Origin of the sequence: Nocardia sp. bgisy134 (assembly GCF_965341865.1) — a bacterium.
GTDB lineage: Bacteria > Actinomycetota > Actinomycetes > Mycobacteriales > Mycobacteriaceae > Nocardia.
This window is the reverse complement of the sequence record NZ_CBDQZP010000009.1, coordinates 280668-305250: the sequence shown is the minus strand read 5'-3', so window position 1 is coordinate 305250 and position 24583 is coordinate 280668. Positions and strand designations below refer to the sequence as shown.

General features: G+C 68.2%; 27 protein-coding genes. 20 read left to right on the top strand and 7 right to left on the bottom strand.

Annotated features, from left to right (window positions below; all coding sequences use genetic code 11):
- Positions 1-137 precede the first annotated feature (137 nt).
- Positions 138-569 (bottom strand): nuclear transport factor 2 family protein, encoded by a 432-nt coding sequence (locus tag ACRWNM_RS18490; RefSeq protein WP_431969083.1) that lies wholly within the window; start codon positions 567-569, stop codon positions 138-140.
- A 131-nt stretch (positions 570-700) separates the two neighbouring features.
- Between ACRWNM_RS18490 and ACRWNM_RS18485 the strand changes: the two genes are divergently transcribed.
- Positions 701-1282: a TetR/AcrR family transcriptional regulator gene (locus ACRWNM_RS18485; RefSeq protein WP_431969081.1), complete on the top strand. Its 582-nt coding sequence runs from the start codon at positions 701-703 to the stop codon at positions 1280-1282.
- 58 nt (positions 1283-1340) lie between these two features.
- Here the strand turns inward: ACRWNM_RS18485 and ACRWNM_RS18480 are convergent, their stop codons facing one another.
- On the bottom strand, positions 1341-1874 hold the full coding sequence (locus ACRWNM_RS18480; RefSeq protein ID WP_431969079.1) for a winged helix-turn-helix transcriptional regulator: 534 nt from the start codon (positions 1872-1874) through the stop codon (positions 1341-1343).
- Positions 1875-1933: 59 nt separating this feature from the next.
- Between ACRWNM_RS18480 and ACRWNM_RS18475 the strand changes: the two genes are divergently transcribed.
- On the top strand, positions 1934-2578 hold the full coding sequence (locus ACRWNM_RS18475; protein ID WP_431969077.1) for a dihydrofolate reductase family protein: 645 nt from the start codon (positions 1934-1936) through the stop codon (positions 2576-2578).
- Here ACRWNM_RS18475 and ACRWNM_RS18470 read toward each other — a convergent pair.
- On the bottom strand, positions 2557-3231 hold the full coding sequence (locus ACRWNM_RS18470; protein ID WP_431969075.1) for a TetR/AcrR family transcriptional regulator: 675 nt from the start codon (positions 3229-3231) through the stop codon (positions 2557-2559). The two genes, ACRWNM_RS18475 and ACRWNM_RS18470, sit on opposite strands and share 22 nt — an antisense overlap.
- Positions 3232-3304: 73 nt before the next feature.
- On the opposite strand from ACRWNM_RS18470, the gene ACRWNM_RS18465 reads away from it, so the two are divergent.
- The 6 genes from ACRWNM_RS18465 (at position 3305) to ACRWNM_RS18440 (ending at position 6352) form a co-directional block, all read left to right on the top strand.
- A complete protein-coding gene (locus tag ACRWNM_RS18465) occupies positions 3305-3694 on the top strand; it encodes a nuclear transport factor 2 family protein (RefSeq protein ID WP_431969073.1) in 390 nt (129 codons plus the stop codon).
- A gap of 237 nt (positions 3695-3931) precedes the next feature.
- Positions 3932-4300: a hypothetical protein gene (locus ACRWNM_RS18460; protein ID WP_431969071.1), complete on the top strand. Its 369-nt coding sequence runs from the start codon at positions 3932-3934 to the stop codon at positions 4298-4300.
- Positions 4297-5019, top strand: a complete 723-nt coding sequence (atpB, locus tag ACRWNM_RS18455) for a F0F1 ATP synthase subunit A (RefSeq protein ID WP_431969069.1) — start codon at positions 4297-4299, stop codon at positions 5017-5019. Before ACRWNM_RS18460 ends, atpB begins: the two co-directional genes overlap by 4 nt.
- A gap of 68 nt (positions 5020-5087) precedes the next feature.
- Positions 5088-5348, top strand: coding sequence for an ATP synthase F0 subunit C (gene atpE / locus ACRWNM_RS18450; RefSeq protein ID WP_068063744.1), 261 nt, complete (start codon positions 5088-5090; stop codon positions 5346-5348).
- Between the two features lie 4 nt (positions 5349-5352).
- Positions 5353-5820, top strand: coding sequence for a F0F1 ATP synthase subunit B (locus ACRWNM_RS18445; protein WP_431969066.1), 468 nt, complete (start codon positions 5353-5355; stop codon positions 5818-5820).
- Positions 5807-6352 (top strand): hypothetical protein, encoded by a 546-nt coding sequence (locus ACRWNM_RS18440; RefSeq protein ID WP_431969064.1) that lies wholly within the window; start codon positions 5807-5809, stop codon positions 6350-6352. The genes ACRWNM_RS18445 and ACRWNM_RS18440 overlap by 14 nt, the downstream gene beginning before the upstream one ends.
- Before the next feature lie 101 nt (positions 6353-6453).
- Here ACRWNM_RS18440 and ACRWNM_RS18435 read toward each other — a convergent pair whose 3' ends face one another.
- From ACRWNM_RS18435 to ACRWNM_RS18425, 3 genes are all read right to left on the bottom strand, one after another.
- Positions 6454-7116, bottom strand: coding sequence for an LLM class flavin-dependent oxidoreductase (locus tag ACRWNM_RS18435; protein WP_431969062.1), 663 nt, complete (start codon positions 7114-7116; stop codon positions 6454-6456).
- Positions 7117-7167: 51 nt separating this feature from the next.
- Entirely contained in the window at positions 7168-7458 is a 291-nt protein-coding gene (locus tag ACRWNM_RS18430; RefSeq protein ID WP_431969060.1) for a hypothetical protein, read from the bottom strand.
- 106 nt (positions 7459-7564) lie between these two features.
- The gene (locus ACRWNM_RS18425) at positions 7565-8614 is read right to left on the bottom strand and encodes an AraC family transcriptional regulator ligand-binding domain-containing protein (protein WP_431969058.1); all 1050 of its coding nucleotides are present in this window, start codon (positions 8612-8614) and stop codon (positions 7565-7567) included.
- A gap of 90 nt (positions 8615-8704) precedes the next feature.
- Here ACRWNM_RS18425 and ACRWNM_RS18420 point away from each other — a divergent pair, with 90 nt between their 5' ends.
- The 8 genes from ACRWNM_RS18420 to ACRWNM_RS18385 all read left to right on the top strand — a co-directional run bounded on the left by ACRWNM_RS18420 (position 8705) and on the right by ACRWNM_RS18385 (position 16626).
- The gene (locus tag ACRWNM_RS18420; protein ID WP_431969056.1) at positions 8705-9964 is read left to right on the top strand and encodes an acyl-CoA dehydrogenase family protein; all 1260 of its coding nucleotides are present in this window, start codon (positions 8705-8707) and stop codon (positions 9962-9964) included.
- Positions 9961-10734: an SDR family oxidoreductase gene (locus ACRWNM_RS18415; RefSeq protein ID WP_431969054.1), complete on the top strand. Its 774-nt coding sequence runs from the start codon at positions 9961-9963 to the stop codon at positions 10732-10734. The genes ACRWNM_RS18420 and ACRWNM_RS18415 overlap by 4 nt, the downstream gene beginning before the upstream one ends.
- Entirely contained in the window at positions 10731-11876 is a 1146-nt protein-coding gene (locus ACRWNM_RS18410; protein ID WP_431969052.1) for a phosphotransferase family protein, read from the top strand. Before ACRWNM_RS18415 ends, ACRWNM_RS18410 begins: the two co-directional genes overlap by 4 nt.
- The gene (locus tag ACRWNM_RS18405) at positions 11873-13372 is read left to right on the top strand and encodes a hypothetical protein (protein ID WP_431969050.1); all 1500 of its coding nucleotides are present in this window, start codon (positions 11873-11875) and stop codon (positions 13370-13372) included. The genes ACRWNM_RS18410 and ACRWNM_RS18405 overlap by 4 nt, the downstream gene beginning before the upstream one ends.
- A 139-nt stretch (positions 13373-13511) precedes the next feature.
- Positions 13512-13895 (top strand): hypothetical protein, encoded by a 384-nt coding sequence (locus tag ACRWNM_RS18400; protein ID WP_431969048.1) that lies wholly within the window; start codon positions 13512-13514, stop codon positions 13893-13895.
- A gap of 334 nt (positions 13896-14229) precedes the next feature.
- Positions 14230-14847, top strand: coding sequence for an esterase/lipase family protein (locus ACRWNM_RS18395; RefSeq protein WP_431969046.1), 618 nt, complete (start codon positions 14230-14232; stop codon positions 14845-14847).
- Between the two features lie 204 nt (positions 14848-15051).
- Positions 15052-15900: an LLM class flavin-dependent oxidoreductase gene (locus ACRWNM_RS18390; protein ID WP_431969044.1), complete on the top strand. Its 849-nt coding sequence runs from the start codon at positions 15052-15054 to the stop codon at positions 15898-15900.
- Between the two features lie 213 nt (positions 15901-16113).
- A complete protein-coding gene (locus ACRWNM_RS18385; protein ID WP_431969042.1) occupies positions 16114-16626 on the top strand; it encodes a hypothetical protein in 513 nt (170 codons plus the stop codon).
- 96 nt (positions 16627-16722) lie between these two features.
- Here the strand turns inward: ACRWNM_RS18385 and ACRWNM_RS18380 are convergent, their stop codons facing one another.
- On the bottom strand, positions 16723-17916 hold the full coding sequence (locus ACRWNM_RS18380) for a PucR family transcriptional regulator (protein WP_431969040.1): 1194 nt from the start codon (positions 17914-17916) through the stop codon (positions 16723-16725).
- Positions 17917-18094: 178 nt separating this feature from the next.
- On the opposite strand from ACRWNM_RS18380, the gene ACRWNM_RS18375 reads away from it, so the two are divergent.
- The 4 genes from ACRWNM_RS18375 to ACRWNM_RS18360 all read left to right on the top strand — a co-directional run bounded on the left by ACRWNM_RS18375 (position 18095) and on the right by ACRWNM_RS18360 (position 24553).
- On the top strand, positions 18095-19663 hold the full coding sequence (locus ACRWNM_RS18375) for a GMC family oxidoreductase (protein ID WP_431969038.1): 1569 nt from the start codon (positions 18095-18097) through the stop codon (positions 19661-19663).
- Positions 19660-21357 (top strand): aldehyde dehydrogenase family protein, encoded by a 1698-nt coding sequence (locus tag ACRWNM_RS18370; protein WP_431969036.1) that lies wholly within the window; start codon positions 19660-19662, stop codon positions 21355-21357. Before ACRWNM_RS18375 ends, ACRWNM_RS18370 begins: the two co-directional genes overlap by 4 nt.
- Positions 21358-21479: 122 nt before the next feature.
- Positions 21480-23138 (top strand): long-chain fatty acid--CoA ligase, encoded by a 1659-nt coding sequence (locus ACRWNM_RS18365; RefSeq protein ID WP_431969112.1) that lies wholly within the window; start codon positions 21480-21482, stop codon positions 23136-23138.
- Positions 23139-23344: 206 nt separating this feature from the next.
- The gene (locus ACRWNM_RS18360; RefSeq protein ID WP_431969034.1) at positions 23345-24553 is read left to right on the top strand and encodes a lipase family protein; all 1209 of its coding nucleotides are present in this window, start codon (positions 23345-23347) and stop codon (positions 24551-24553) included.
- Positions 24554-24583: the final 30 nt, after the last annotated feature.

Below are 24583 nucleotides of genomic sequence, written 5' to 3'. Positions count from 1 at the left end.
GAACCGGTGATCGAGGTGGCGGGGATTGCGAGGCGTACGCCGTGACCGCCGATGACATCACGCCAGATCCCGCCGACTGATATGCGCGGACATGGCAGGAGAACTGTCAGTGTCGAATATCGTTGGTGCTGCTGTGATTACGGCGAATGCGGACCCAGCGCGGCGAGCATCGCGAGGGTGTCTTGATATTCGCGCCAGTGCACGATCTGCCCGTTGTCTGCGGTGAGCACGCTGATGAACCGCGCCGAGGCGGGCTGTCCGGTTGTGGTGAGGGTGCCTGCCAGTTCGTATTCGCCGATGACGGTGTCCGGGTCGACGCTTCGATGGACGACGACGTCGTGGACCTCCTCGAAGCGCACCGGAAGCGTTCGGCGGCCCTCTTCGGCGAGCGCGAGGAACTGGCCGCGACCCTCGATCCGTCGCATCCCGCCCGGGGCGAACGGCACTTCGATCACCACGTCGGTCGCCCACAGATCCGCATCGATGGGCTCGGCGGGATCGCTGAGCACGTAACGGAGAAATCGGTGAAACAGCTGCTCGGCCGACATCTGCTGGGTCGTGATGGTCATGATCTCGATTCCTTCCCCCGCCGGGATCTTTCGATCGGAACCGCCACAAGATGAGTGGCGACTCCGTTTTCGAAATGAGAATATGAGTCGGCACTCCGCTTGTCCAGTGTTCGTGGAAGGGAACGGTATCGGTGGCGTCCAGCGAATCGGGTAGCGCCGCACCACGCCGGGCAGACGCGCGGCGTAACCGTGCCCGCATTCTGGCCGCGGCCGAGCAGGTCTTCGGCGACCAAGGGTTCGCGGGGTCGACCGAGGAAATCGCCCGGCGCGCAGGGGTATCGGTCGGCACGGTCTTCCGTCATTTTCCCACCAAGCGGGACCTGCTGGCCGCGATCGTCAAAGACCTGCTGCAAGGACTCGAAAACGAAGCGGACCGGCTCGTCCGCGACGGCGATCCTGCCACCGCGTTGTTCACGTTCTTCGCGCATCTCGTCGCCGAAGCGGCCGAGAAGAAGACGATCGTCGAACTCCTCGCCGACGTGGGGACCGCCGTCCCGATCGACACCGCGATCGGCGGATTCGCCGACACGTTCGCGAGGTTGCTGGACAAGGCGCAAGCCGCCGGGACCGTCGACCGAGACGTCACCGCCGACGACGTCCTCGCGCTGCTGATCAGCACCACCCAAGGCGCGGTCCGAGGCGGGTGGGATCCGCGCAGGCAAGAACGAGTCCTGTCGATCATCTTCGCCGGGCTCGCCGCGCCCCGGCGCTGATATCCAATTCGCTCCAGCCGCAAGGCATTCCGGCCCGAATTGGTGAGCGGCGCGGGATCTATTCGGGGTTGGAGGTGGCCGAAACCGCTTCGTGGTAGGCGGCGGTCAGTTCCGCGAGCACCCCATCGGAGGGGGCTGGCAACCCGGCCAAGTGGGTGGCACGGAGTTCAGCCATGAATCGCTCCCACAGCGGGGGACCGCCCGCGGCGAGCAGTTCGGCTCGCACGGTCAGTTCCGGCGTCGTGTCCAACCAGCGTGCGCCCCACGTGCCCAGCTGGGCCATCACCGGGACGAGCTGGATCGCCGCCTCGGTGAGGTGGTACTCGACCTTCTGGCGGTGACTCGGGTCGTCGTGGCGAGTGAGCAGGCCCGCGTCGACGAGTTTCGCCAGGCGGTTGGCCAGGATGTTCGATGCGATGCCCTCGATGGACGCGGTGAGCAGTTCGCGGAAGTGGGTGTTGCCGCCGAACATGATGTCGCGCAGAACGATCAGGCTCCATCGGTCCCCGAGGAGTTCGATCGTCCTATTGATCGGACAGCCCGATTTTCCCGGGGACACCGGCAGCTTGTCATGAACAACTGGTTGCGACATGGGATCAGTCTAGGTAGGTTCCTAACCGATTGCATATTGCAACCAGAAAGGGGATCTTGATGACACAGTTGGTCCGCGTGCAGAACTTCAACGTGTCCAGCGACGGATACGGTTCGGGGGAGGGGCAGAGCTTCGAGCGACCGTTCGGCCACGCCGATCCGAGTGCGCTCTTCTCCTGGGCGGGCGCCACCGCCCACTGGCCGACCCGGACCGAACCCGGCGGCACCTATGGCCTAGACGACTACTGCACCCGCGACTTCCGCAACAACATCGGCGCGGAGATCATGGGGCGCAACAAATTCGGTCCGCAGCGGGGCTCGTGGGAGAACTACGATTGGCAGGGATGGTGGGGCGATGAACCCCCGTTCCACACACCGGTGTTCGTCCTCACACACCACGTGCGACCCTCGTTCACATTGGGGGACACCACGTTCCACTTCCTCGATGCGTCGCCGAAGGACGCACTGGCGCAGGCATTCGATGCCGCCGAAGGGAAGGACGTGCGAATCGGCGGCGGCGTCGCCACAGTTCGTGAGTTCCTCGACGCCGACCTGATCGACACGATGCACGTCGCCGTCTCGTCGGTCGAGCTCGGTCGCGGTGAAAGGCTGTGGACGAGCCCCGACGAACTCGTCGACCGCTTCCATCTGGAGCGGATCCCGAGCCCGAGCGGGGTGGTGCATCACTTCTTCTGGCGAAAGTGACCTGACGGATTCGGATCGGCCGCGGCCCCGCGATCCCGCGGCCGCACTCCGACGAGCTTGACGAGGAAGCGCTCGACCTGATCGTCGAGTGGCGGCCAAGGCTGATCCGGCTGGTGCAGACGCATCGACACCGCGCCGTGCACCGCGGCCCGCAGGTCCAGTGCGATCGTGGCGGCGTCCCCGGCCGGAGCGAAACCGGCGTCCATGCATCGTTGCACCGCGGCGACGGTGCTGTCGGCCAGATCCTTCCGGAAGGCCATTTCCGTGCGCTGGTTGAGGGCGCTCTCGTGCAGCACCGCGTACAGCCCCGGATGGTTGTACGCCCATTCGCCGAGAACCATTGTGCGGAAGCGTAATTGATCTGCCGGATCGGGATGGCTCGACTCGGCCTGCGCCATCGCCCGCATCAGATCGTCGTGACAACGGTTCAACACCGCGAGCACCAAGGTGTCCCGATCGTCGAAGTGGAGGTAGACCGACGTGGCGGCGGTGCCGATCGCCCGTGCCACCGCGCGCATCGACAGCGCCTGGTCGTCGCCGAGTTCGTCGAGTATCCGCATCGCGGCGACCAAGATCTCCTCGCGCAAGCGCTCACCCTGGCCGCGCGGGTTCCGTCCGCGCGATCGCTGGTTGTCTGCCTGATCGTCCGCCATGGCCGCCATTGTATTCGAACAGCTGTAGCGCTACGGTTGTAGCGCTACAGCTGTTCAGTTATGGAGCAATCTGATGACCACTGACAACACGCCCAACTCGAACAAAGAGATCGTGGCGGCCTTCTATGAGACCGCGTTCAACAGAAAGGATTTCGGTGCCGCGCGCCGATACCTGTCCGACGACTACATCCAGCACAACCCGCTCATCGCAGACGGCGTCGAAGGGCTGCGAGCGCGACTGGCGTTTCTGAAGGAGACGTTCCCGGCACTGTCCGTGGAGGTCAAACGCATGGTGGCCGAGGACGATTACGTTGTCGCGCACGTCCACGCGATCCGCGTCCCCGGTCGGCGAGGGGTGGCGATCATGGACATCTTCCGTCTCGACAACGGCAGGTTGGCCGAGCACTGGGACGTTCTACAGGACATCCCCGAGGATGCGTTGAATCAGAACGGGATGTTCTAACGCTTCTGTCGAGCCGATCGAGCGTTTTGGTGGTATTGCCATACCATCTATGTGGTATGATTATATCACCAAAGAGGGCTGTGACTGGGTTGTGCCGCCCTAGTGGGGGATTCGACCGAATGGATGTCCGATTTGTCCGAAACTCTTGTACTACGAGCCGTAGTAAGCGAGAATGAGAGTGTGACCGGATGTAGCGCTTCTGCTACAGGACATCGCATCATTGCTATGGGAGAGTTTATGTCGGTCGGGGCGGACCGTCGTCCGATCATCGTCTCCGTCGGGGTTGGCGCCGTGGTTCTGGCGGTGGCCGGGATGCTGGATCGGCTGGTTTTGGGCCTATTCGTTTGCGCGGGAATGGCATTGGGCTATCTCAACGCGTGGCTCACCCGCGTCGCGGTCGCGCGGATTGCGGGTGGTGACACCGCGTCGGGCAAGGAGTGGCTGGCGGCGACGAGCGGGGTGCGGTTGTTGGGTGTCACGGGACTCGCGCTGATCGTGGGCGTGCTCGCGCGGCCTGATGGATTCGGCATCCTCTTCGGGCTGGTGGCTTTTCAGCTCGCCGTGCTGCTCACTGTGTCGGCGCCGGTCGTGCGAGGTGCACGATGACGAAAGTAGAAGTGGGGCACCATGAGACGGCGTACGTATTCGGTATGGCGTTCCATGTGGACACCATCCTCGCCACCGTGGTCGCGGCGGTTGTCGTACTGGGGCTCGCGTTCTGGCTGCGCCTCAGGTTGACGTCCGGGGTTCCCAACGGAGTGCAGCTGTTCTTCGAGACCGTGACGGTGCAGCTGCGCGGTCAGGTGGAAAGTGCTGTCGGCCTTCGGGTCGCGCCTTTCGTTCTGCCGCTGGCGGTGACGCTGTTCGTTTTCGTGCTGCTGTCGAACTGGTTGTCCGTGCTGCCGGTGCAATACGGCGACGGTGAACTGATCAAACCGCCCGCCGCCGATGTCAACTTCACCTACGCGCTCGCCCTGTTCGTCTTCGTGTGCTACCAAGCCGCGGGTATGGCGCGGCGCGGTCCGCTCGGGCATGTGAAGCAGCTGCTGAAGGGGCATACCGGTTGGGGGCCAATGGTTTTCGTCAACGTTATCGAGGAACTGGCGAAACCGCTGTCGCTGGCGCTGCGATTGTTCGGCAACATGTTCGCGGGTGGGGTGATGATCTCCGTGATCGCGCTGCTGCCCGCCTGGCTCAGCTGGGCCCCGAACGCCGCGTGGAAGCTGTTCGATCTGTTCGTCGGGCTCATCCAGGCCTTCATCTTCGCGCTGCTCACGATTCTCTACTTCGGTCAGGCCACCGTGCGTGAGCACGAAAATCACTGAACCGCGCCGGGCGCCTTCGCATTCCGGCCACCAGATTCCTATGTCAACGGGGAAAGGAAAGAACAGAAATGGCAGACGTGACCCATGAGACGATCGTCCAGGCGGCGGCCCTGCTCGCGGGCGGGCTGATGATGGTCGGCGGCGCGATCGGCGCGGGATACGGCAACGGCATGGCGGGTTCGGCGCTGATCAACGGCGTTTCCCGGCAGCCGGAGGCCGAGGGCAGGCTGCGCGGCAACTATTTGATGGCGGTCAGCCTGGTCGACGCCGTCTACTTCATCAACCTGACGTTCATGGCGCTGTTCGCCTTCGCCGCGCCGGGAAAGTAATGCGATGATCACGAAAACCCTTGCGGAACAGAACTTCCTGATCCCCAATGGCACCTTCTTCGTCGAACTGTCGATCTTCCTGCTCGTGCTCGCGGTCATCTGGTTGTTCGTGGTGCCGCCGATTCGCGATGTGCTCGCCGAGCGGGAGGCCCGCGTCGCCAAGACCGCCGTCGACGGGCGGCGGGCGCGGGAAATCTTCGAGGCGGCCGAGGATCGGTATCGGTCCTCGGTGGCGCAGGCTCGCGGCGAGGCCGCGCGGCTGCGCGAACAGGCCAGACACGAAGGCCGGGCAATCCTGACCTCGGCGGGCGAGCGGGCGCGGGACGAGTCCGACGAGATGGTCGCCGGAGCAGTGATCGAGTTGCGAGCCAACGCGGACGCGGCGGCCGCGCGGCTGCGCGGACACATCGATCCGCTGGCTCGTGAGCTGGCCGACCGAGTGATCGGAGGTGGCGCCGGTGAGCGAACGTGACGGGATCTACGACATCACCTGGAACTGGCCGGTATTCCTGAGTCAGCTGCTCGGCTTCGCCGTCATCGTCGGCGCGCTCGTCAAATGGGTTGTGCCGCAGGTGAAAGCGGCGATGCTGCGCGCGCAGCAGGCGGTTCACGGGCAACTGGAGGAGAGTTCGCAAGCCACGGCCGGATTGGCCGCGGCCGAACGAGCTTTCGCGGAGGCGGCTGCGTCGGCGCGCACCGAGGTGGCCCATATCCACGAGGAGGCCCGTGCCGACGCGGAACGCATCGTCGCGGAGCTGCGCAGAACCGCGGCGGCCGAGGTCGAGCGGGTGCGCCGCTACGGTGTGGACCGCATCGCGCAGGTGAATCGGCAGTTGCGGGAGGAACTCGGGCACGACCTGACCGTGGCGGTGCTCGACCGCACCGAGTGCGTGGTGCGAGAACGTCTCGTCTCGCCCGGAGCCGTGTCGGACAGCATCGACCGGTTCCTGGACGAATTGGGGTTGCACGCGGGGCTCGCCGAGGAACTCCGCAGCTCGCCGTGAATCTCTGCCGCTCAGGATATTTCAGCGCCCGGGTCGATGCACGACCCGGGCGCTGCGGCATTCTTCGGCCCGCCACGAGACGACTCGGCGCGCGCCAGGAGTTACCGCGCCAGCAGCCGTTCCACCCACTCCAGGTGCTCGTCGATCCCGGACACCGCGAACATCAGGTCGACGAACGCGTCCGGATAGCCGCTGTCGGCGAGAAGGCGGACCGTCTCGGTGACTTGCTCGACCTCGCTGCCCGCCGCGACGTTGACGCGAACGTGGGTGTGGATGGCCGCCGGATCCCGGCCCGCTGCCAGGGCGGCGTCATCGATGATCGAGCGCTGCTGCTTCAGCGAGTCGAGGTTGTGTCGCCCGCTGGGCACTTGGATCACCGGGAGCCAGCCGTCGGCTCGCCGCCCGATCCGGGTCAGGCCCGCTGTGGTGAACGCCCCGAGGTAGATCGGCGGCCGCGGTCGCCGAACCGGCTTCAGGTCGACCCACGACGGCGGAATCGACCAGCGACGGCCCTGATGCGCAACCGGATTCGTGGTCCACAGCGCGTCCAGGATGTCGAGCAATTCGTCGAGATCGGCGCCGCGGTGGCGAAGTGACGCCCCTGCTGCCTGGAACTCCTCCGGCGACCAGCCGATACCGAATCCGGGCAGCAGCCGGTCGCCGACCCAGAAGCTTTCTGCGCCAAGCGTTTCGGCGGTCGACGCGTAGTGGGCCACGTCGTCGTACGCCGCCTCACCGAACTGCGGTAGTGCGAATCCAAGCATGCACGCCAAGCTAGCCGGTTCGGTAGCAGGCGTGAATTGCCTTCTGCCCGTTCAGGATTCCGGCGGAAGGATCGGCGAGCTGAACACTTCTTCCAGTGGCGTCGGGCCGGTGTACCGTCGGCAGTTGCAGCGGACCCACTCGCGTAGGCCGTGCGTGCCCTTGCGGGAGATCTCGGCGTGACAGGTGCCCGTGGCACGGTCGTGCAGCGACAGGTCGTGACCGCAACCGCAGCGCGCGAGCGGTTTCGCCCCCGATCGGGCCCGCCACCGATGCCCGAACCGGCCGCATACCCAGCCGATACCGACCAGGCCGGCGCCGACAACGAGGCTGAGGGGATCCATGGTTTGCAGTATATGTATACGCATAGCCGAGGTCATTCGAATGACGGTCTCCGGCAGACAGCGGATCGCCACCTATGGCGGACTCGGAAACGTCTGCGGCGGCGGATCATTCATCTCCGCGAACGCGCTCCGAACGGAGATCGCGCACCGGCCTCGAGTGGTCACGGCGGACGTCGCGCGCCGTCGTTCCCCACCAGCGGCGCGCGTATCGGCTGAGGCTGGCCGGGCTGTGCAGTCCGACGGTGGAGGCGATCTGCGCCAGCGGGAGGTCGGACTTGGTCAGCAGGGTCATGGCCCGCTCGCGGCGGGCGTCATCGAGGACGGCGGCGAACGTCCTTCCCTCCGTAGCCAAGTGGCGTTGCAGGCTGCGGGGCGATATCGCCAGCAGATCGGCGACGGCCGCGATCGTCGTGGGCCCGGTGCCGAGCGACTGCTGAAGCGCGACTTTGACGCGGCCCGCGATGGCGGAGCCTGCGGCGAAGGTCTGGGAGTCCAAATAGGACAGGGCCAGCAGGCGTGTCGTCCGGTCCCCGCCTTCGATGGCGCGCTGCGGGAGGTCCTTCGGAACGCGCAGCACTGCGGCGGGCTGCTGCCAATGCACCTGGGTGCCGAACAGTTCCTCGTAGCGTCGCCGCGGGGCCACCGGGCGGTGGGGTATCTCGACGGTGCGCAACCCGTAGTTGCCGCCGAGCAGGTATATGAGCGCGCGGTGCAGGAAGAGCAGTCCCATGTCGATGCTTTGGGGTGGCGCCTGCACGCCGTCGGGGTAGCCGTATCGCACACCGATCACGGCCCGGGATCCTCGCGGGTCGGGGACGAGCCGCACGCTGAGGTTGCGCGCGTGGACGAAGAGATACTTGGCGGTGTAGTCGAGGGCGTCGATGGCGGTCGGCGCGTTCTGCAAGGCGACGGCCAGTGGCCCGAGCATGCTGAGGTCCTGTTCGAGGGCCACCCGCAGCCCGAAGTCGGGGCAGCGCAGTTCACGGGCGGCGGATTCGAGGATGGTGGCGATGGTGCTGTCGCGGACCATCAGTTCGTCGTCGTCCAAGGCGCCGTCCGGCGCGTTGGCGCGGCGCGCGAGGTCGTCCGCGTCGCCGCCCAACTGCTCGACGACGGTCCGCACGCCACGCAGACCCGCCGATCGCACCCATGCCATGGGTCCAGTGTCCGGCTGGTGTCGTGATCGGTCAATTTGTTGGCGTAATCGGTCAACTTTTCCGCTGGGCCGCTTCCTACCGTCGTGGCCATGGACTTTTCTCCGTCACCGCGGGCAGTCGAGCTCACCGAGGCGGTCCGCGCCTTCCTCGACGAGCACGTCACGCCGATCGAGCACGACTACCACCGACAGGTGGCCCGCACGCGCGCCCAGGGCGGCGACCCGTGGCAGCCGCTGCCGGTGCTCGCCGAGTTGCGGGAACGGGCCCGCGCCGAGGGACTGTGGAACCTCTTCCTCCCGGCCGGTCACGAGGGGCCCTACGCCGAGCGGTACGGCACCCGCGGCGGCGCGGGTCTGAGCAACAACGATTACGCGCCGGTGGCGGAGGCGATGGGTCGCTCCTTCATGGCCCCGTACGTGTTCAACTGCCATGCGCCCGATACCGGCAACGCCGAGGTCTTGCTGAAATACGGCTCACCGCACCAACAACGGGAGTGGCTCGATCCGCTGCTGGCGGGCGAGATCCGGAGCGCGTTCTGCATGACCGAACCCGGTGTCGCGTCCTCGGATGCCACGAACATGGAACTCACCGCCATCCTCGACGGCGACGAGGTGGTGCTCAACGGCCGCAAGTGGTGGTCGACGGGTGTGGGCCATCCCGACTGCAAGCTCCTGATCGTCATGGGCGTGACCGATCCGGGCGCGGAGCGCCACCGACGGCATTCGATGGTGCTGGTGCCGAGGGAAACCCCCGGCGTCCACGTGGAACGGATGCTCGACACGATGGGCTTCCAAGACGAGCCGTACGGACACGGTGAGGTCGTCTTCACCGATGTCCGTCTGCCCGCCGACAACATCGTCGCCGGTCCCGGACGGGCCTTCGAGATCGCGCAGGGCAGGCTCGGGCCCGGCCGTGTGCACCACTGCATGCGGCTCATCGGCCTGGCCGAGCACGCGCTCGAGCTCGCCTGCCGCCGCGGCCTGGACCGTGTCGCGTTCGGCAAGCCGCTGGCCAACCTCGGCGGCAACCGGGAACGAATCGCCGACGCCCGCATCGCGATCGATTCCATGCGCCTGCTCGTTCTGCACGCCGCGTGGAAGCTCGACCAGGGTGGCCCGTTGCACGCCCTGTCGGAGATCTCCCAGATCAAGGTGGCGGTGCCGAACATGGCGCAGCAGGTCATCGATTTCGCCATGCAGATCCACGGTGGCGGCGGTTTGAGCAACGACTTCCCGCTGGCGGCCGCCTGGACCGCCGCGCGCGCGGTCCGGCTGGCCGACGGCCCCGACGAGGTGCACCGCGGCATGGTCGCCCGAGTCGAACTCGGCAAGTACGGAGCGGCCCGATGAGCGAGTCGAATCGACCGTCCCCGCGGCGCGGGACCATCGTGATCACCGGCGCCAGTTCCGGACTCGGTGCGGAAATGGCGCGGCAGTTCGCCGACCTCGGCTACGACCTGGGCCTGGCGGCCCGGCGGCTCGACCGCCTCGAGGACGTGCGCGCCGAGATACACGCCCGGCACCCGCACCGCGTCGTCGAGCTCGCCGAACTCGACGTCACCGACGGCGCCGGTGTGCACGCGGTGATCGCCGACCTCGATCGGCGTCTGGGCGGCATCGACCGGCTCGTCGCCAACGCGGGCAGCGGGGCGGGCGCAGCCCTCGGCACCGGCGGCTGGGACGCCAACAACCAGACCGCGCAAACGAATTTCGTCGGCGTGCTGGCCCAGTGCGACGCCGCGATGGAGGTCTTCCGTCGCAGGCGGCGCGGACACCTGGTGTTGATCTCCTCGATGTCGGCGCTCCGCGGCATGCGGCGCGCGATGACGACATACGCGGCGAGCAAAGCCGGTGTCGCCGCGATCGCCGAGGGGATTCGCGCCGAAGGGCTGACGGATATCGACGTGTCGGTCGTCTATCCCGGCTACATCGCCTCGGAGATGAATGCCCATGTGCGCGAACGGACCCCGTTCCTGGTGGACACCGTCACCGGAGTCCGCGCCATGGTCGCCGCCATCGAGAAGCGCCGCGCCAAGGCGTATGTGCCCGCGTGGCCGTGGGTTCCGATCGGCGCCGCGATGCGGGTTCTGCCGCTCTCGATGGTGAGGAAACTGACGTGACCACGAGTACCGCCACCACCGCCGATGCCCGCGCCGTCCGGGACGAGGACGCGTTCGACGTCGCCGCGCTGGCTCGGTGGCTCGGTGACCACGCACGGCCCGGCTGGCGCGAACGGCTGACGGGTGTTCCGGTGGTCGAGCAGTTCTCCGGCGGCGCTTCGAATCTCACCTACCTGCTGCGCTATCCCGGTGGCGCCGAACTGATTCTGCGACGGCCGCCGACGGGAACGAAGGCCGAAGGCGCGCACGACATGGCCCGCGAGTACCGAATCCAGTCCGCGCTGCATCCGGTCTACCCGCTGGCGCCCGCGACGGTGGCCCTCTGCGAGGACCCCGCGGTACTGGGCGGCCCGTTCTACGTGATGGAGCGGGTCGCGGGTCCCATTCCGCGCAAGGAGTTGCCCCGGCACACGCCACGCGATCCGGAGTCCGTGGCCGCGCTGTGCCGCCGGGTGATCGATCTGCTCGTCGACCTGCACGAGGTCGATATCGAGACCGCCGGACTGGCGGACCTCGGCAAGGGGGAGGGGTACGTCGCCCGGCAAGTCACCGGCTGGTCCGCCAGGTATCGCGCCGCCCGGACTCGTAATGTCGGCTCGTTCGAGCGCGTCATGGCCTGGCTGGATCGGAACCAGCCCGCCGATCGCGGCGCGGTACTCATCCACAACGACTTCCGCTTCGACAACATCGTTTTCGATCCCGACGATGCGACGGTGCCTGTCGCACTGCTGGATTGGGAGATGGCGACCGTTGGCGACCCGCTCATGGATCTCGGTGGCGCGCTGGCCTATTGGGTGCAGGCCGACGACGGGCCGCTGTTCCGGCGGTTCCGCAGGCAGCCGACCCACGTCCCCGGGATGATGACTCGCGCCGAGGTGGTGGACTACTACTGCCGCCGCACCGGTATCGAGCTCACCGAGGACCAGTGGGTCTTCTACGAGGTCTTCGGGCTGTTCCGGCTGGCCGGGATCTGCCAGCAGATCTATCACCGCTACTACCACGGCCAGACCACCAACCCGGCGTTTCGCTGGTTCGGCATCGCCGTCATAGCCCTGGAATGGCGCTGCCGCAGGATCATTCGGCGTGCCGAGAAGCGCCGTCGAGCCGGGCTCGGCGGCCGTACCGTACGGAGCACGCGATGACGACGTCCGCGCAGCATGATCGGCAGGGCGCCGTCGCGGACCGTCCCCGCGTGGCATTCCCGCTGCGCGACGGCAGTCGCAGCACCAGCGCCACCGGCCGGGCGGTACTGGCCGATGCCGTGCGCGGCGTCGCGCCGGAACTGGCGAAAACTATGGCGTCCGCGTCGAATTGGCGCCGCGACTACGTCCATCATTTCGCCTCCGCCACTGAGCTCACCGCGCGCTCCGGCTCCGCTGCGTTGAGGATCGCCCGAGACGGTCTCACCGCACTGCGAACCCGGATGCGGCTGGCGACACCGCGGGAAGACCTGCCGCTGGACACGGACGTCCTTTCGTCCGCCATGCCGGTGGACACGACCACCGTGCTCGGACGAGGCGACACCGTCACTCGGTTGCGGGTCCCTTATCGCGGACGGCTGCTCGGCGGAACGGATCTGCTCGACCAGTTGGGCCGCTGGGTCGAGGCGGGTGTCGTCGAACCTGCTTTCGCGGAGGCGATCTCCGCCGTCGTCGCCGAACCCGCCGCATTGCGCCTGCCCGGCCGGACCGTCGTCCTGCTCGGCGCGGCAGCCGCGATGGGGCCGCTGGCGCATCTCGCCGGGTGGGGAGCGGACGTCGTCGTCATCGATGTTCCCGTGGCGTCGGTGCAGGCCCGCATCGAGCAGTTGGTCCGCGAAGGCTCCGGCCGAGCCGTCGTCCCGCGGCTGCGGACCCGCGAGCACGGCGGTTTGAGTCTCGGTGACGAGCTGCCCGAAACCGCGGCCTGGTTGCGCTCCGTACTGGCCGACCTGCCAGGGCCCGTGGTGGCGGCCCACTTCTACGCAGACAGCGGCACGCACGTGGAGCTCACGGCGGCAGCCGATCTCGTCGCGGAGGACGTGTGCCGGGCGCGCGACGACGCCGCCCTCGCTTACTTGGCCACCCCGACCGATTCGTTCCTCGTTCCCGCCGACGCGGTTCGGCAGGCGCACGCGCGGTGGGCGGACCCGCGGTGGAACACGCTGCCGCGTCGCGCGCTGCGAACGATCAGCGGCGGCACGCTCTTTCGGCGCGGCTTCGAGACCCGCAGCCGCGACGAGAGCGGCGTCGAATGGTCCGTCGTCAACACGCTCGTCGACGTCCAAGGCCCCAACTACGCACTGGCCAAACGCGCCCAACGCTGGCGCGCCATGGTGGCCGCGGCCGACGGCATCGCCGTCTCCGCCAATGTGGCGCCCTCGGCATGGACGCATTCGGTCACGAAGAACAAGGCGCTGGCCGCGGTGTTCCGCGCCGCCCACCACTACGGTGTCGAGATCTTCCACCCGGAGACCGCGTCGGCGCTGATGGCGGCCAAGCTCGTCGCGGACCTCTCAGGTCTCACACCGCCCCCCGCCGCGCATCCGGAGGCGCTGTTCAGCCACGACGCCGCGCACGGCGGGCTCTGGCGACAGCCGTTCACCCCGCATTCGGCGCTGCCGGTCGCGGCCTTGCACGGCATGCTCATCCGGCCGTAGGACGCAACTGATCCGCACCGTAGTCCGACACGTGTTGTGGCGCTTTATGTCTCCGTTAAGGAGACCGAATGAACAGCGTCATACGATCGGTGTTGTTCGACGATGGGCATCGGGTCCATCGCAACCGTGGGTGGGAATCATGAAGCGAATTCTGTTGACGCTGCTGGCTTCGAGTGTCGCGCTGGCGGCGGGTGCGGGGACGGCGAAGGCCGAGACCTACTCGGACTCGCACTCGGGCAGCTGCTCCGACACGGTGGACGGGTGGGGCTACTTCTACGCCTACACCTACCAGTACGCCTACATCAGCAACAACAAGATCGAGAGCGAGAGCCACAGCTTCAGTTTCAGCGGATTCCTCGAAGGCGCCGAGGATGCCGAACTGCTGAACGGGAAGGACCGCAAATGGTTGATCTACCGCAGCGGTGATTTCGATCTGGCCGTCCCGTATGTCTCCGATTCGGGCCTGTTCGCGCGAGACAACCGCGATCGGGACAACGATTGGGTGAAGCTCTGCGACTACTAGGACCGCATCAAAGCTCTTGGAGCCAAGGGTGATTCGGATAATGCGGCTCGAGGTGGGGGACTTGGCATTCTGCCGGAGCCACACTTGATCCGTGCCGGCCGGTACTTCCGGGAAGCGGGATGCTGCTCGTCAGAGGCTACCTGCGACACGTCCGCGATTTCGCTGACGTGGTCCGCGCGAAAAGCGTGTGTCCGCTACTGTCCCCACCGACATCCCGCCCCGAGGAAGCAGGTCGATGGACACGGTACGCAGGATTCTCACTCGTCTCGCTCCAGTCGCGGTGTGTCTGGGCCTCGCCGGACCGGCGGCCGCCGCCCCGGTGGACGGTCCCGCAATGAATCCCGTTCTGATGATCGGCGGGTTCGACGCGAATGTGAGCAAACTCGAGAACCTGCGGGTGTGGTTGAGTGGGCGCGGCTACATCGCCTACGCGATGGTGTTGCCCGGCCAACCTTCCGCGACCGCGCCGCTGGCCGACTCCGCTCGCGCCGTCGCCGACAAGGTCGCCGAGATCCGTCGCGAAACCGGTTCGGCGCGAGTGGATCTCGTCGGCCATTCGATGGGTGGACTCGCACAACGCCACTACGTGAAGTTCCTCGACGGGCGTGCGTCGGTGGGCGTCTACGTCGATTTCGGCACGCCCGAGAACGGCGAACCGCTCGCCCTGCTGTGCTCCCCGTTCTATCCGGGCTGCCGAGACCTGACCCCGGGGTCGCCGTTTCTCGCCGCGCTGAACGCCGCACCGGCCATTCCCTCTGACCTGCCCGCTTATCACCTGTTCTCCGAGGACGCGGGCGCGGAGCGGGAACCGCTGTCCGGCGCGACGAACGCGAGCGTGCAGTCGTTCTGCCCCGGACGCCGGGTATCCCACGCCGACGAACCGATCGACGCCGCGTTCCAGCAGCTGATCGACGCCGCGTTGCGGGGCGGCCCGCTGACCACCGACTGCTGAGCCGAACGACAGTGCTTGCCGCGCCGTCTGTTTCGCCAGTCGTGGCTCTCCGATTTGTGCGTCGCGGCTTGCCGAATCTATAGTGGCGGTAATCCGATTGGTGCTCCCTAGAAGTACAGCCGCAGAATGGGAGCCCACGCCGGCGTGATGCCGGGCGATGGAGTGGGCGGCAGAGTTTGCCCACCCATTTCCCTGGAGGAATCCATGCATATCGGACTCGGATTGCCGATCTCCGACCCCGTCGTTCTGCTCGATTGGGCTCGCCGCGCCGACGCGGGACCGTTCGCTACGCTCGGCCTGCTCGATCGCCTCGTCTACGACAACCCCGAACCGCTGATCGCGTTGTCGGTCATCGCCGGCGCGACCACACGCGTCAAGGTGCAAACCGAGGTGCTGCTCGCCCCGCTGCGCGACACGGCGCTGCTCGCCAAACAGGTTGCGACACTGGACCGGATGTCCGGCGGCAGGCTGGTGCTCGGTCTCGGTGTCGGCGGCCGTGACGACGATCATCTGGCCGCAGGCACCGAGCTGCGCGGCCGCGGCCGCCGGATGAACACCCAGCTCGCGCACCTGCGCAGCCTCTGGTCGGGCGAGCCGTTCGGCGCCGATTGCGGCCCGATCGGCCCGGCGCCGGTCCGGCCGGGCGGCCCGCCGATCCTCTTCGGCGGCTTCAAACCCGCCGCGCTGGAACGCATCGCCCGCTGGGGCGACGGGTTCCTCTCCGCGGTCCCGCCGCACTGGGCCGGTGACCTGTTCGACTCCGTCCGCAAGTCCTGGCACGACCACGGCCGCCACGGCGAACCGCGCATGGTCGCCCAGGTCAACGTCGCCCTCGGCCCGCAGCACGTGATCGATGACGCCCGCGCGGCCATCGGCGCGTACTACGAGTTCAGCGGCTGGGCCGACAACATGGTGTCCGGCCTGCGCACCACACCCGACGAGATCCGCACGACGATAAAGCAATTCGCCGATCTCGGCGCCGACGAGGTGATGCTGTACTGCTACGGCGGCGATCCCGGACAGGTCGATCGCATCGCTGATCTGATCGGCTGACCCACCGGCACCCGGGGCCGTCGGCGACGACGTCGGCGGACCCGGGAAGGCGCTATCGACTCCGGACGGTCTGCGTCACTGCTCCTTTCCGGCATGTGACGCGCTGGAATTCAGGCCTTTTCGAGTGCGTGGGTCTCCTGCCACTGCCTGGTTCGAATTGATATCCTCCGGGCCACAACATATTTCACCCGGATCCACATCAGGGGGAATGTCATGGGGGAGATATCGGCCGAAGCGGTGGCTGCTTTCGCGGCCGCTTTCGTCGCGACACTCGCGTTGATCGTGTCCACAGTATCGGCCGTCTACCTGGCCAAGCAGACTCGCACCGTCGCCGAGCAGACTCGCGCGGTGGCCGGGCAGACCGAGATCAGCAACGCGACGGCCGCGGTCGCCGCGAACAACGCGGTGCTGAGCGCGCTGCGCGAGGTGCACCTGCTGATGCTCGAACGACCCGGCTCGCGTCGATACTTCTACGGCAACAAACCACTGCCCGAGCAGCGAGAACAGCGCGACGAAATCCTCACCATCGCCGAACTGCTGGCCGATGTCATGACCAGCGGCATACACACGCACAACCAGATCCCCAACAGCAACAGCGCCGAGCCTTGGGACCACTACTGCCGCGCTACGCTGCGAAGCAGTCCGGCGCTGCGTGATCTGGTGGGTGACCATCCGACGTGGTGGCCCCACCTCTCGCCGCTGCTCCCGCAGGCGCCGTCTGCCTGACACGCCACATCCACCGATCGGCTGCATCCTCGCCGCCTATGACGGCTCTGTGCTCCGGGGGCCCGGCGAGCGCGCGGGTCCGGCGGCGCTGTGAATTCAGGATCGGTCCAGTCCGATGAGCCGCACGGCCGTCAGCGCGATGTACAGCTCGGCGGCCGCCTTCGGATCGGAGCAGCGGCGGTCGGTGAGGGTTTCGATGCGGCGCAGCCGGTAGTGGATGGTGTTGCGATGGTAGTGCAGGCGTTGCGCCACTTCGGTATTGGAGCCACCGCATTCGAACCACAGAGCGAGCGTGTCGAGGAGGGTGTCGCGTTCCTCGGCGGGCAGGTCGAGGACGGGCCCGAGCACGTCGTCGGCCAGGTGATGTGAGGCGGACGGAGCGTGCGCGAGCACGAGCGGAATGGGCGTGTTGCCGTAGACGGTGACCGTGGCGGCGCCGGGCGGTGCGCAGCGGCCCGCCAGCTCGGCCTCGCGCAGCGCGGTGCTGGCGTGCCCCGCGGTCGTGAACGTGCGGCTCACGCCGATGCGGCCGGTGGCGTGGTCCCTGAGCCGGTCGACCACCCGGTCGTGCACGCGTGCGGTGGCCAGGTTGAGCAGGCCGATGCGCGCGCCCGCCTCGGTGATCCAGATCGATTCGATGAATTCGGCGCGGAGCCGGTCCTCGATGCCGAGCAGCGGCGCCAGCGCCTCGGGCTCGGCCTCGGCGTACACGACGAGGAAGCTGCCCAGCGGGGGCAAGTGCAGGGCGCGGGCGATGTCGCGCTGGGTCGGATCGTTGGAATCACCGTCGAGCAGTCTGCGCAACAGCGCGCGGCGCTCGGAGTCGTCGCGCCGGACGCGCTCGGTCAGGTAGTCGCCGTACGCCTCGGCGGCCGCACCCGAGTAGTCGTCGATGATCCGCCACATCTCCGAACCGAGCTGGGGCAATACGTCGAGGTTCGTGCCGGTCGACGCGCTGAGCGCGCGTTCCCACAGCAGTCGTCCGGCCAGGCGGTACGCGTGCAGCACCGCGGCCAGCGGCACGCCGAGCTCGGCTTTGACGCGACCGACGACGGTGGCGGGCTGTAGCCTGCGCCCGAGATTCCCGGAGAGCTGGCCGAGCACCGAGACGAGGTTGTCGCGCACGACGAGCCCGAGTTCGGCGTCGGTGAGCGCGGTCGATTCCGCGTACGCGTGATCGCCGGTGCGAATGCGGCCGACGAGCTCCGCGGTGAGATCGTCGACCTCGGCGAGCAGGGTGCGGGCCACGGCGGCGGAATCGTTCGTGGGCGGCTCGATCAGCGCGGTCATGGGTTCGATGGTAGGCATTCGCTCTGGATTGTGACTGTGCTGGCGCACAGTCGGGGTCCGGGGATCGGCAAACTCGCGCACATGGTGGGCGGCAGCCCCTGGCCCGCACTATCGACTGCGACAGTGACCGGGGTCATAGCACCCCGATTCGAGGATGCTTTCGAGAGAGGTGCCGACCGTGTACGACTACGTCGTCGTGGGCGCTGGATCCGCCGGATCCGTGCTGGCCAGTCGATTGTCCGAGGACCCGCGGGTCCAGGTGGCCGTGATCGAGGCCGGTCCGCAGGATACCGCCGACGAGATCCACTTGCCGGTCGCCTTCCCCGCGCTGTTCAAGAGCCCGCTCGACTGGGATTACGACACCGAGCCCGAACCCGGTCTGTCCTTCCGTCGCGCCTACCTGCCGCGCGGGCGCGTGCTCGGCGGGTCGAGTTCGATGAACGCGATGATCTACATCCGCGGGGCGCGCGCCGACTACGACGGCTGGGCCGCGGGCGGCGCCGACGGATGGAGCTACGACGAGGTCCTCCCGTACTTCCTGAAGGCCGAGGACAACGAACGCGGGAAGGACGCCTACCACGGCGCGGGCGGACCGTTGGCGGTGAGCGAGAGCCGATCGCAGCATCCGCTGGGCGAGGCGTTCCTGCTCGCCGCCGAACAGGCGGGCCACCCGCGCAACGACGACTTCAACGGCGCCACGCAGCTCGGCGTCGGCCGCTACCAGCTGACCCAGCGCAACGGCATGCGGTGCAGCGCCGCCGTCGGCTATCTGCACCCGGCCGCGTCGCGCCCCAACCTGACCGTGATCACCGACGCGCTCGCGCACCGGGTGGTGTTCGAGAACGGTCGCGCGACCGGCGTGGTCATCGGCCGGAACGGGAGCACGGAAGAGATTCGCGCTCGGCGCGAGGTGGTGCTGGCCGCGGGCGCCTACGGATCGGCGCAGTTGCTGCTGCTCTCGGGCGTCGGCCCGGCCGAACAGCTGGCGGCCTTCGGCATCGAGACGGTCCGCGATCTGCCGGTCGGCCAGAACATGCAGGACCACCTGTCGGTGTTCCTCAACTACCGCACCGATCGCGAGTCGCTGATGACCGCGCTCACCCCGGAGAACCTCGGTCTGTTGCAGGAAGCGGGCCGCGGGCCGCTGACCTCCAATGTCGGTGAGGCGGGCGGCTTCATCGAGACCCGCGCCGGTCTCGCCGGTCCGGACATCCAGTTCCACATGGCGCCGGTGCTCTTCCACGGCGAAGGCATGGGCGCGGCGACCGAGCACGGGTACGCGTTCGGTCCTTGCCTGGTCAACCCGACCAGTCGCGGCGAACTCACCCTGCGTTCCGCGGCCCCGGGTACGGCGCCGCGTATCCGCCACAACTACCTCGGCACCGAAGCCGACCGGCAGAGCATCCTCGCCGGTCTGCGCAGCGCGCTCGAGATCGCCGACCAGCCCGCGCTCCGGGAGCTCACCACCGGCGAATTCCTCACTCCCGCTGGTGATTCCGACGCCGAGCTGCTCGATTTCGCGGCCCGCACCGCGCAGACGCTCTATCACCCCACCTCGACCTGCGCCATCGGCGCCGTCGTCGACCCGCGCTTGCGCGTGTTCGGACTGCGCGGCCTTCGCGTGGCCGACGCCTCGGTCATGCCGTCGGTCGTCCGTGGCAACACCAACGCGCCCACGATCATGATCGGCGAGAAGGCCGCCGCCATGCTCCTCGAGGACGCCGATTCGGAAGGAAACCAGCCGTGACCACCACTGTGACCGCGACCGTCGAGGCCGCCGTCTCCGCGCTACGACGCGGTGAGATCGAGTGGGCGCGCACCGCGCTGTCCGCCCGCAGGCAACTGCTGGACCAGATTCACGCCAATACCGCACGGCACGCGCAGGAGTGGGTCGAGACCGCCGCCCGCATCAAGAAACTGCCCCTGGACTCGCCCCTGCTGGGTGAGGAGTGGGTCAGCGGCCCGTACTCCTTGCTCACCGGGGCCGCGGGGCTCGCGGAATCGCTGCTGGCGCTGGAGGAAGGGCGCAGCCCGGTCGACGGCTACCCGATGCGTCCGGCGCCCGGCGGCCGCACCGCCGTCGACGTGTTCCCGCACGGCATCTTCGATGCCCTGCTGCTCAACGGCTTCAGCGCCGAGGTCTGGTCGCGGCCCGGCGTCGACTCGGCAACAGTGCGCGCCCGTGCAGGTCTCGGCCAGCGCACTCCCGCCGACACCGGCGGTATCGGCGTCGTGCTCGGGGCGGGCAACATCTTCTCGATCGCCCCGCTGGACGTGCTGTACCAGCTCTACGCGGACAACCGGGTGGTGGCGCTGAAGCTCAACCCGATCACCGATCCGCTGCTGCCGGTGCTGGAGAAGATCTTCGCTCCGGCGATCGAGCGCGGTTTCGTCCGGGTGATCACCGGCGGCGCCGACGTGGGCTCGGCGCTGGTGCACCACCCCGATGTGAACGCGGTCCACATGACCGGCAGCTCGCTCACCCACGACGCCATCGTGTTCGGCACCGGGGCCGAGGGCGAACGGAACAAGGCGGCGGGCACGCCCGCACTGAACAAGCCGATCACCAGCGAGCTCGGCGGCGTCTCGCCCACGATCGTGGTGCCGGGTCGCTGGTCGAACGCGGACCTGCGTTTCCAGGCCGAGCACTTGGCCACGCAGCGGCTGCACAACAACGGGTACAACTGCGTCGCCGCGCAGGTCGCGGTGATCTCCGCGGACTGGCCGCAGAAGGAGCGGTTCCTCGACGAACTGCGCGCGGCGATCGACCGGGCGCCGCAGCGGCCCGACTACTACCCGGGATCGGCCGACCGGGTCGCGGCCGCGCGCCGGACCTACCCGCAGGCAGAGGCGATCGGCGCGCGCACGCTCATCGAGGGCCTGGCGCCGGATCGCGGCGAGCCCGCGCTGCACACCGAATACTTCGCGCCGGTGCTCGGCGTGATCGAACTGCCCGGCGACCCGGCCGCATTCCTGGCGCGGGCGGTTCAGGTGTGCAACGACGAGTTCGAGGGCACGCTCGGCGCGAACATCATCGCCCACCCCGCCAGCATCAAGCGGTTGGGCGAGCGATTCGACAAGGCCGTGACCGACCTGCGCTACGGCACCATCGCCGTCAACGCCTGGACCGGCCTCGGCTATCTCACCGCTCGCGCGTCGTGGGGCGCCTTCCCCGGGCACACCCTCGCCGACATCCAGAGCGGCATCGGCGTCGTGCACAACGCGCTGCTGATCGCCGAACCGGAGCGCACGGTGGTCCGCGGCCCGTTCCGTCCCGCGCCGCGGTCGCTGCTGCACGGCGAATTCAGTCTCTCGCCGAAGCCGCCGTGGTTCGTCACCAACCGCACCGGCGCCACGACCCTGCGGCGCTTGACCGATTTCGCGAAGAACCCCCGCGTCGCAGCCCTGCCGTCGATCTTCGCTTCCGCACTACGCGGCTGAGCACACAGGTGAGCCCGGGCCGAGGCGACGCCCTCGGCCCGGGCTCACCGCCGCTCCAGCCTGCCGGGCATTCTCCGAGAAAGACCAGAACCCCGATGACCTATCACGATTACGACCTGCCGATGCTGAGCACCATGCAGGACGAACCGCTCTCCTTGGCGACGTTGCTGCGCTACGCGACCACCGTGCACGCCGACGCCACCGTGCGCACCTGGACCGGCAGCGACTCGCGCGTCATGACCTACCACGAGCTCGGCGAGCGGGCGGCCCAGCTCGCCAACGCGCTCACCGCGCTCGGCATCGGCCGCGGCGACCGGGTGGGCACGTTCATGTGGAACAACAACGAACACCTCGTCGCCTACTGCGCCGTGCCCGCCATGGGCGCGGTGCTGCACACCCTCAACATCCGGCTCTTTCCCGACCAGATCACCTACGTGGCCGACCACGCGGCCGACCAGGTGGTGATCGTCGACGGATCGCTCGCGCCCGCCTTCGCGCAGGTGCTGCCGCGGCTGCGTACCGTCCGCCACGTCATCGTCGCCAACGGTGACGCGTCGGCCCTGCCCGCACCCGAGGGTGTCGCGGTGCACGAACTCGACACGCTGCTCGCCGCGTATCCGGCCACGTTCGACTTCCCCGTGCTCGACGAGCGGTCCGCCGCCGCGATGTGCTACACCTCCGGCACCACCGGCGACCCGAAGGGCGTCGTCTATTCGCACCGGTCGAACTTTTTGCACTCCATGCACGCCTGCACCGCCGACGGCATGGGCATCCGGGCGGGGGATCGGGTGCTGGCGATCGTGCCCATGTTCCACGCCAACGCCTGGGGCCTGCCCTACGCGGCGCTGATGGCAGGCGCCTCGCTGGTGATGCCCGATCGATTCCTGCAGCCGTCGCCGCTGCTCGAGCTCATGGCGGCCGAGCGCCCCGATTTCGCCGCCGCCGTGCCGACCGTGTGGAACGGCGTGCTCGCCGCGGTCGACGCCGCCCCGCAGGACCTCGGCCATCTGCGGGCGGTCGTGGTCGGCGGCTCGGCCGTGCCGCCGCAGCTGATGCGGGCCTTCGAGGAGCGCCACGGCGTGCGCATCATCCAGGCGTGGGGCATGACCGAAACCTCGCCGCTGGGCTCCGTCGCGTGGCCGCCGCCCGGCGCCGAAGGCGAGGCGGCCTACGCGTACCGAGTCACCCAGGGCCGCTTCCCCGCTCCGGTGCAAGCCCGGCTCGTCGGCGACGACGGCACGGAGCTGCCGCATGATGGAAAAGCGGTGGGCGAGTTGGAGGTTCGCGGGCCGTGGATCACCGCCTCCTACTACTCGCCGGACGCGGGCACGGTCGGCTCCGACGCGTTCCGCGACGGCTGGCTGCGCACCGGCGACGTCGGCACCATCACCGCCGACGGCTACCTGACCCTGGTCGATCGAGCCAAGGACATCATCAAGTCCGGCGGCGAATGGATCTCGTCGGTCGAACTCGAGAACGCGATCATGGCGCACCCCGATGTCGTCGAGGCCGCGGTGTTCGGGGTGCCCGACGAGAAGTGGGACGAGCGCCCCGTCGTCGCCGCCACGTTGCGCTCCGGCGCCGAGGCCGACGCGGGCGCGTTGCGCGAGTTCCTGACCGGCAAGGTGGCGAAATGGCAAGTGCCGGAACGCTGGACATTCCTGCCCGAGGTGCCCAAGACCAGCGTCGGCAAGTTCGACAAGAAGGTCCTTCGCGCCCGCTACGCGGCCGACGAACTCGACATCGCGGTCTCGAATCCTGGTCTCGCGCAAGCGAACTAGCGCTGCGAGCGCCCGCGCCGCCGGAACCAGTCGGTCGTCGGCGGCGTGGGTCTGTACGCCTGCCTTCTGAGGTGTACAAGTCTTGTGAAACAGATCGCTTAGGTGTTTCATGACGAGAGTCCGGGCGCCTCGCGTCGGACGGATCGGCGCCACATCCGTCCGCGCGACGCCCGCCATCGGCGCGAGCCGTGATCTCGAGGAGAACCATGAAACGAAGCGGGCGAAAGCTCTACCACCGCAATAGATTCGCCGTGCTGGCAGTTGTCGCGTTGGTCGGCGCTCTCGCACATGTCACCGGTGCGGGCCCGTCGGCGGGGCAGGATGGCGCCGACATCGCCGGTGGGCGTCCGGGGGACTTGGCAGGCGTCGAGCCGTACACCTTCCGCGTGCTGCCGGTTCTTCCCACCCCGACCAGAGCGTGGAAGATCTTCTATCACTCGACCGACGCCACCGGCCGGCCGGACGTCGTCTCCGGCACCGTCATCGTGCCGGAGGACGGCCGGACCGGAACGCGCCCGCTGGTGACTTACGCGGTGGGCACCGTCGGAATGGGTGACCAGTGCGCGCCGTCGGCCACCCTCACCACGGGCACCGCCGTCGAGGCGCCCTCGATCGCCAGAGCGCTCGAACACGGCTGGGCCGTGGTCATCACCGACTATCCGGGGCTCGGCACGCCCGGCGACCACACCTATCTCGTCGGCCGCGCCGAGGGTAACGCAGTGCTGGACGCCGCCCGCGCCGCGCAGCGGCTGCCCGAGGCGCAGCGCGAGGGCGTCACGACCAGCTCGCCGGTGGGCATCATGGGCTACTCCCAAGGTGGTCACGCCAGCGCGTGGGCCGGTGAGCTGGCCCGCGACTACGCGCCCGAACTCCAGGTCGAAGGCATCGCCAGCGGTGGGGTGCCCGCGGACGTCCTGCAGGGCGCCTCCGACGGGAAAGGGCAGGAAGCACGCAATGTCGGGCTCTCGATGATGATCGCCATCGGCCACGACGCCGCCTATCCCGAGCTGAAGCTGGATTCGTACCTGACGGGGGATGGGCGCACGCTCGTCCAGAAGCTGCGCGGCGGCTGCGTGCTGGAGAACGTCGTCGCCAGCAGGGGGAGGACGCTCGAGGATCTCCTCGCCCGCAATCCGATCGACTCGCCGGAATGGCAGCGGCGCCTCGGGGAGGACCGCCTCGGGACTCGGTCGCCCGCCGCCCCGGTGTACCTCTACCACGGCACCACCGACGAGGTCGTGCCCTACGGGCTCGGCGAGCAGCTCCGGTCGGACTGGTGCGCGCTCGGCGCCTCCGTCGAGTGGCACACCTATCCGCTGGCCGGGCACGGACCTGCCGCCGTCACGGGCGGCGGACCCGCGATGGACTGGCTCGCCGATCGACTGGAAGGCCGCCCCGCCCAAAGCAATTGCTGACCGGCCCGCGCGAGCGCCGGAGTGTGTGAC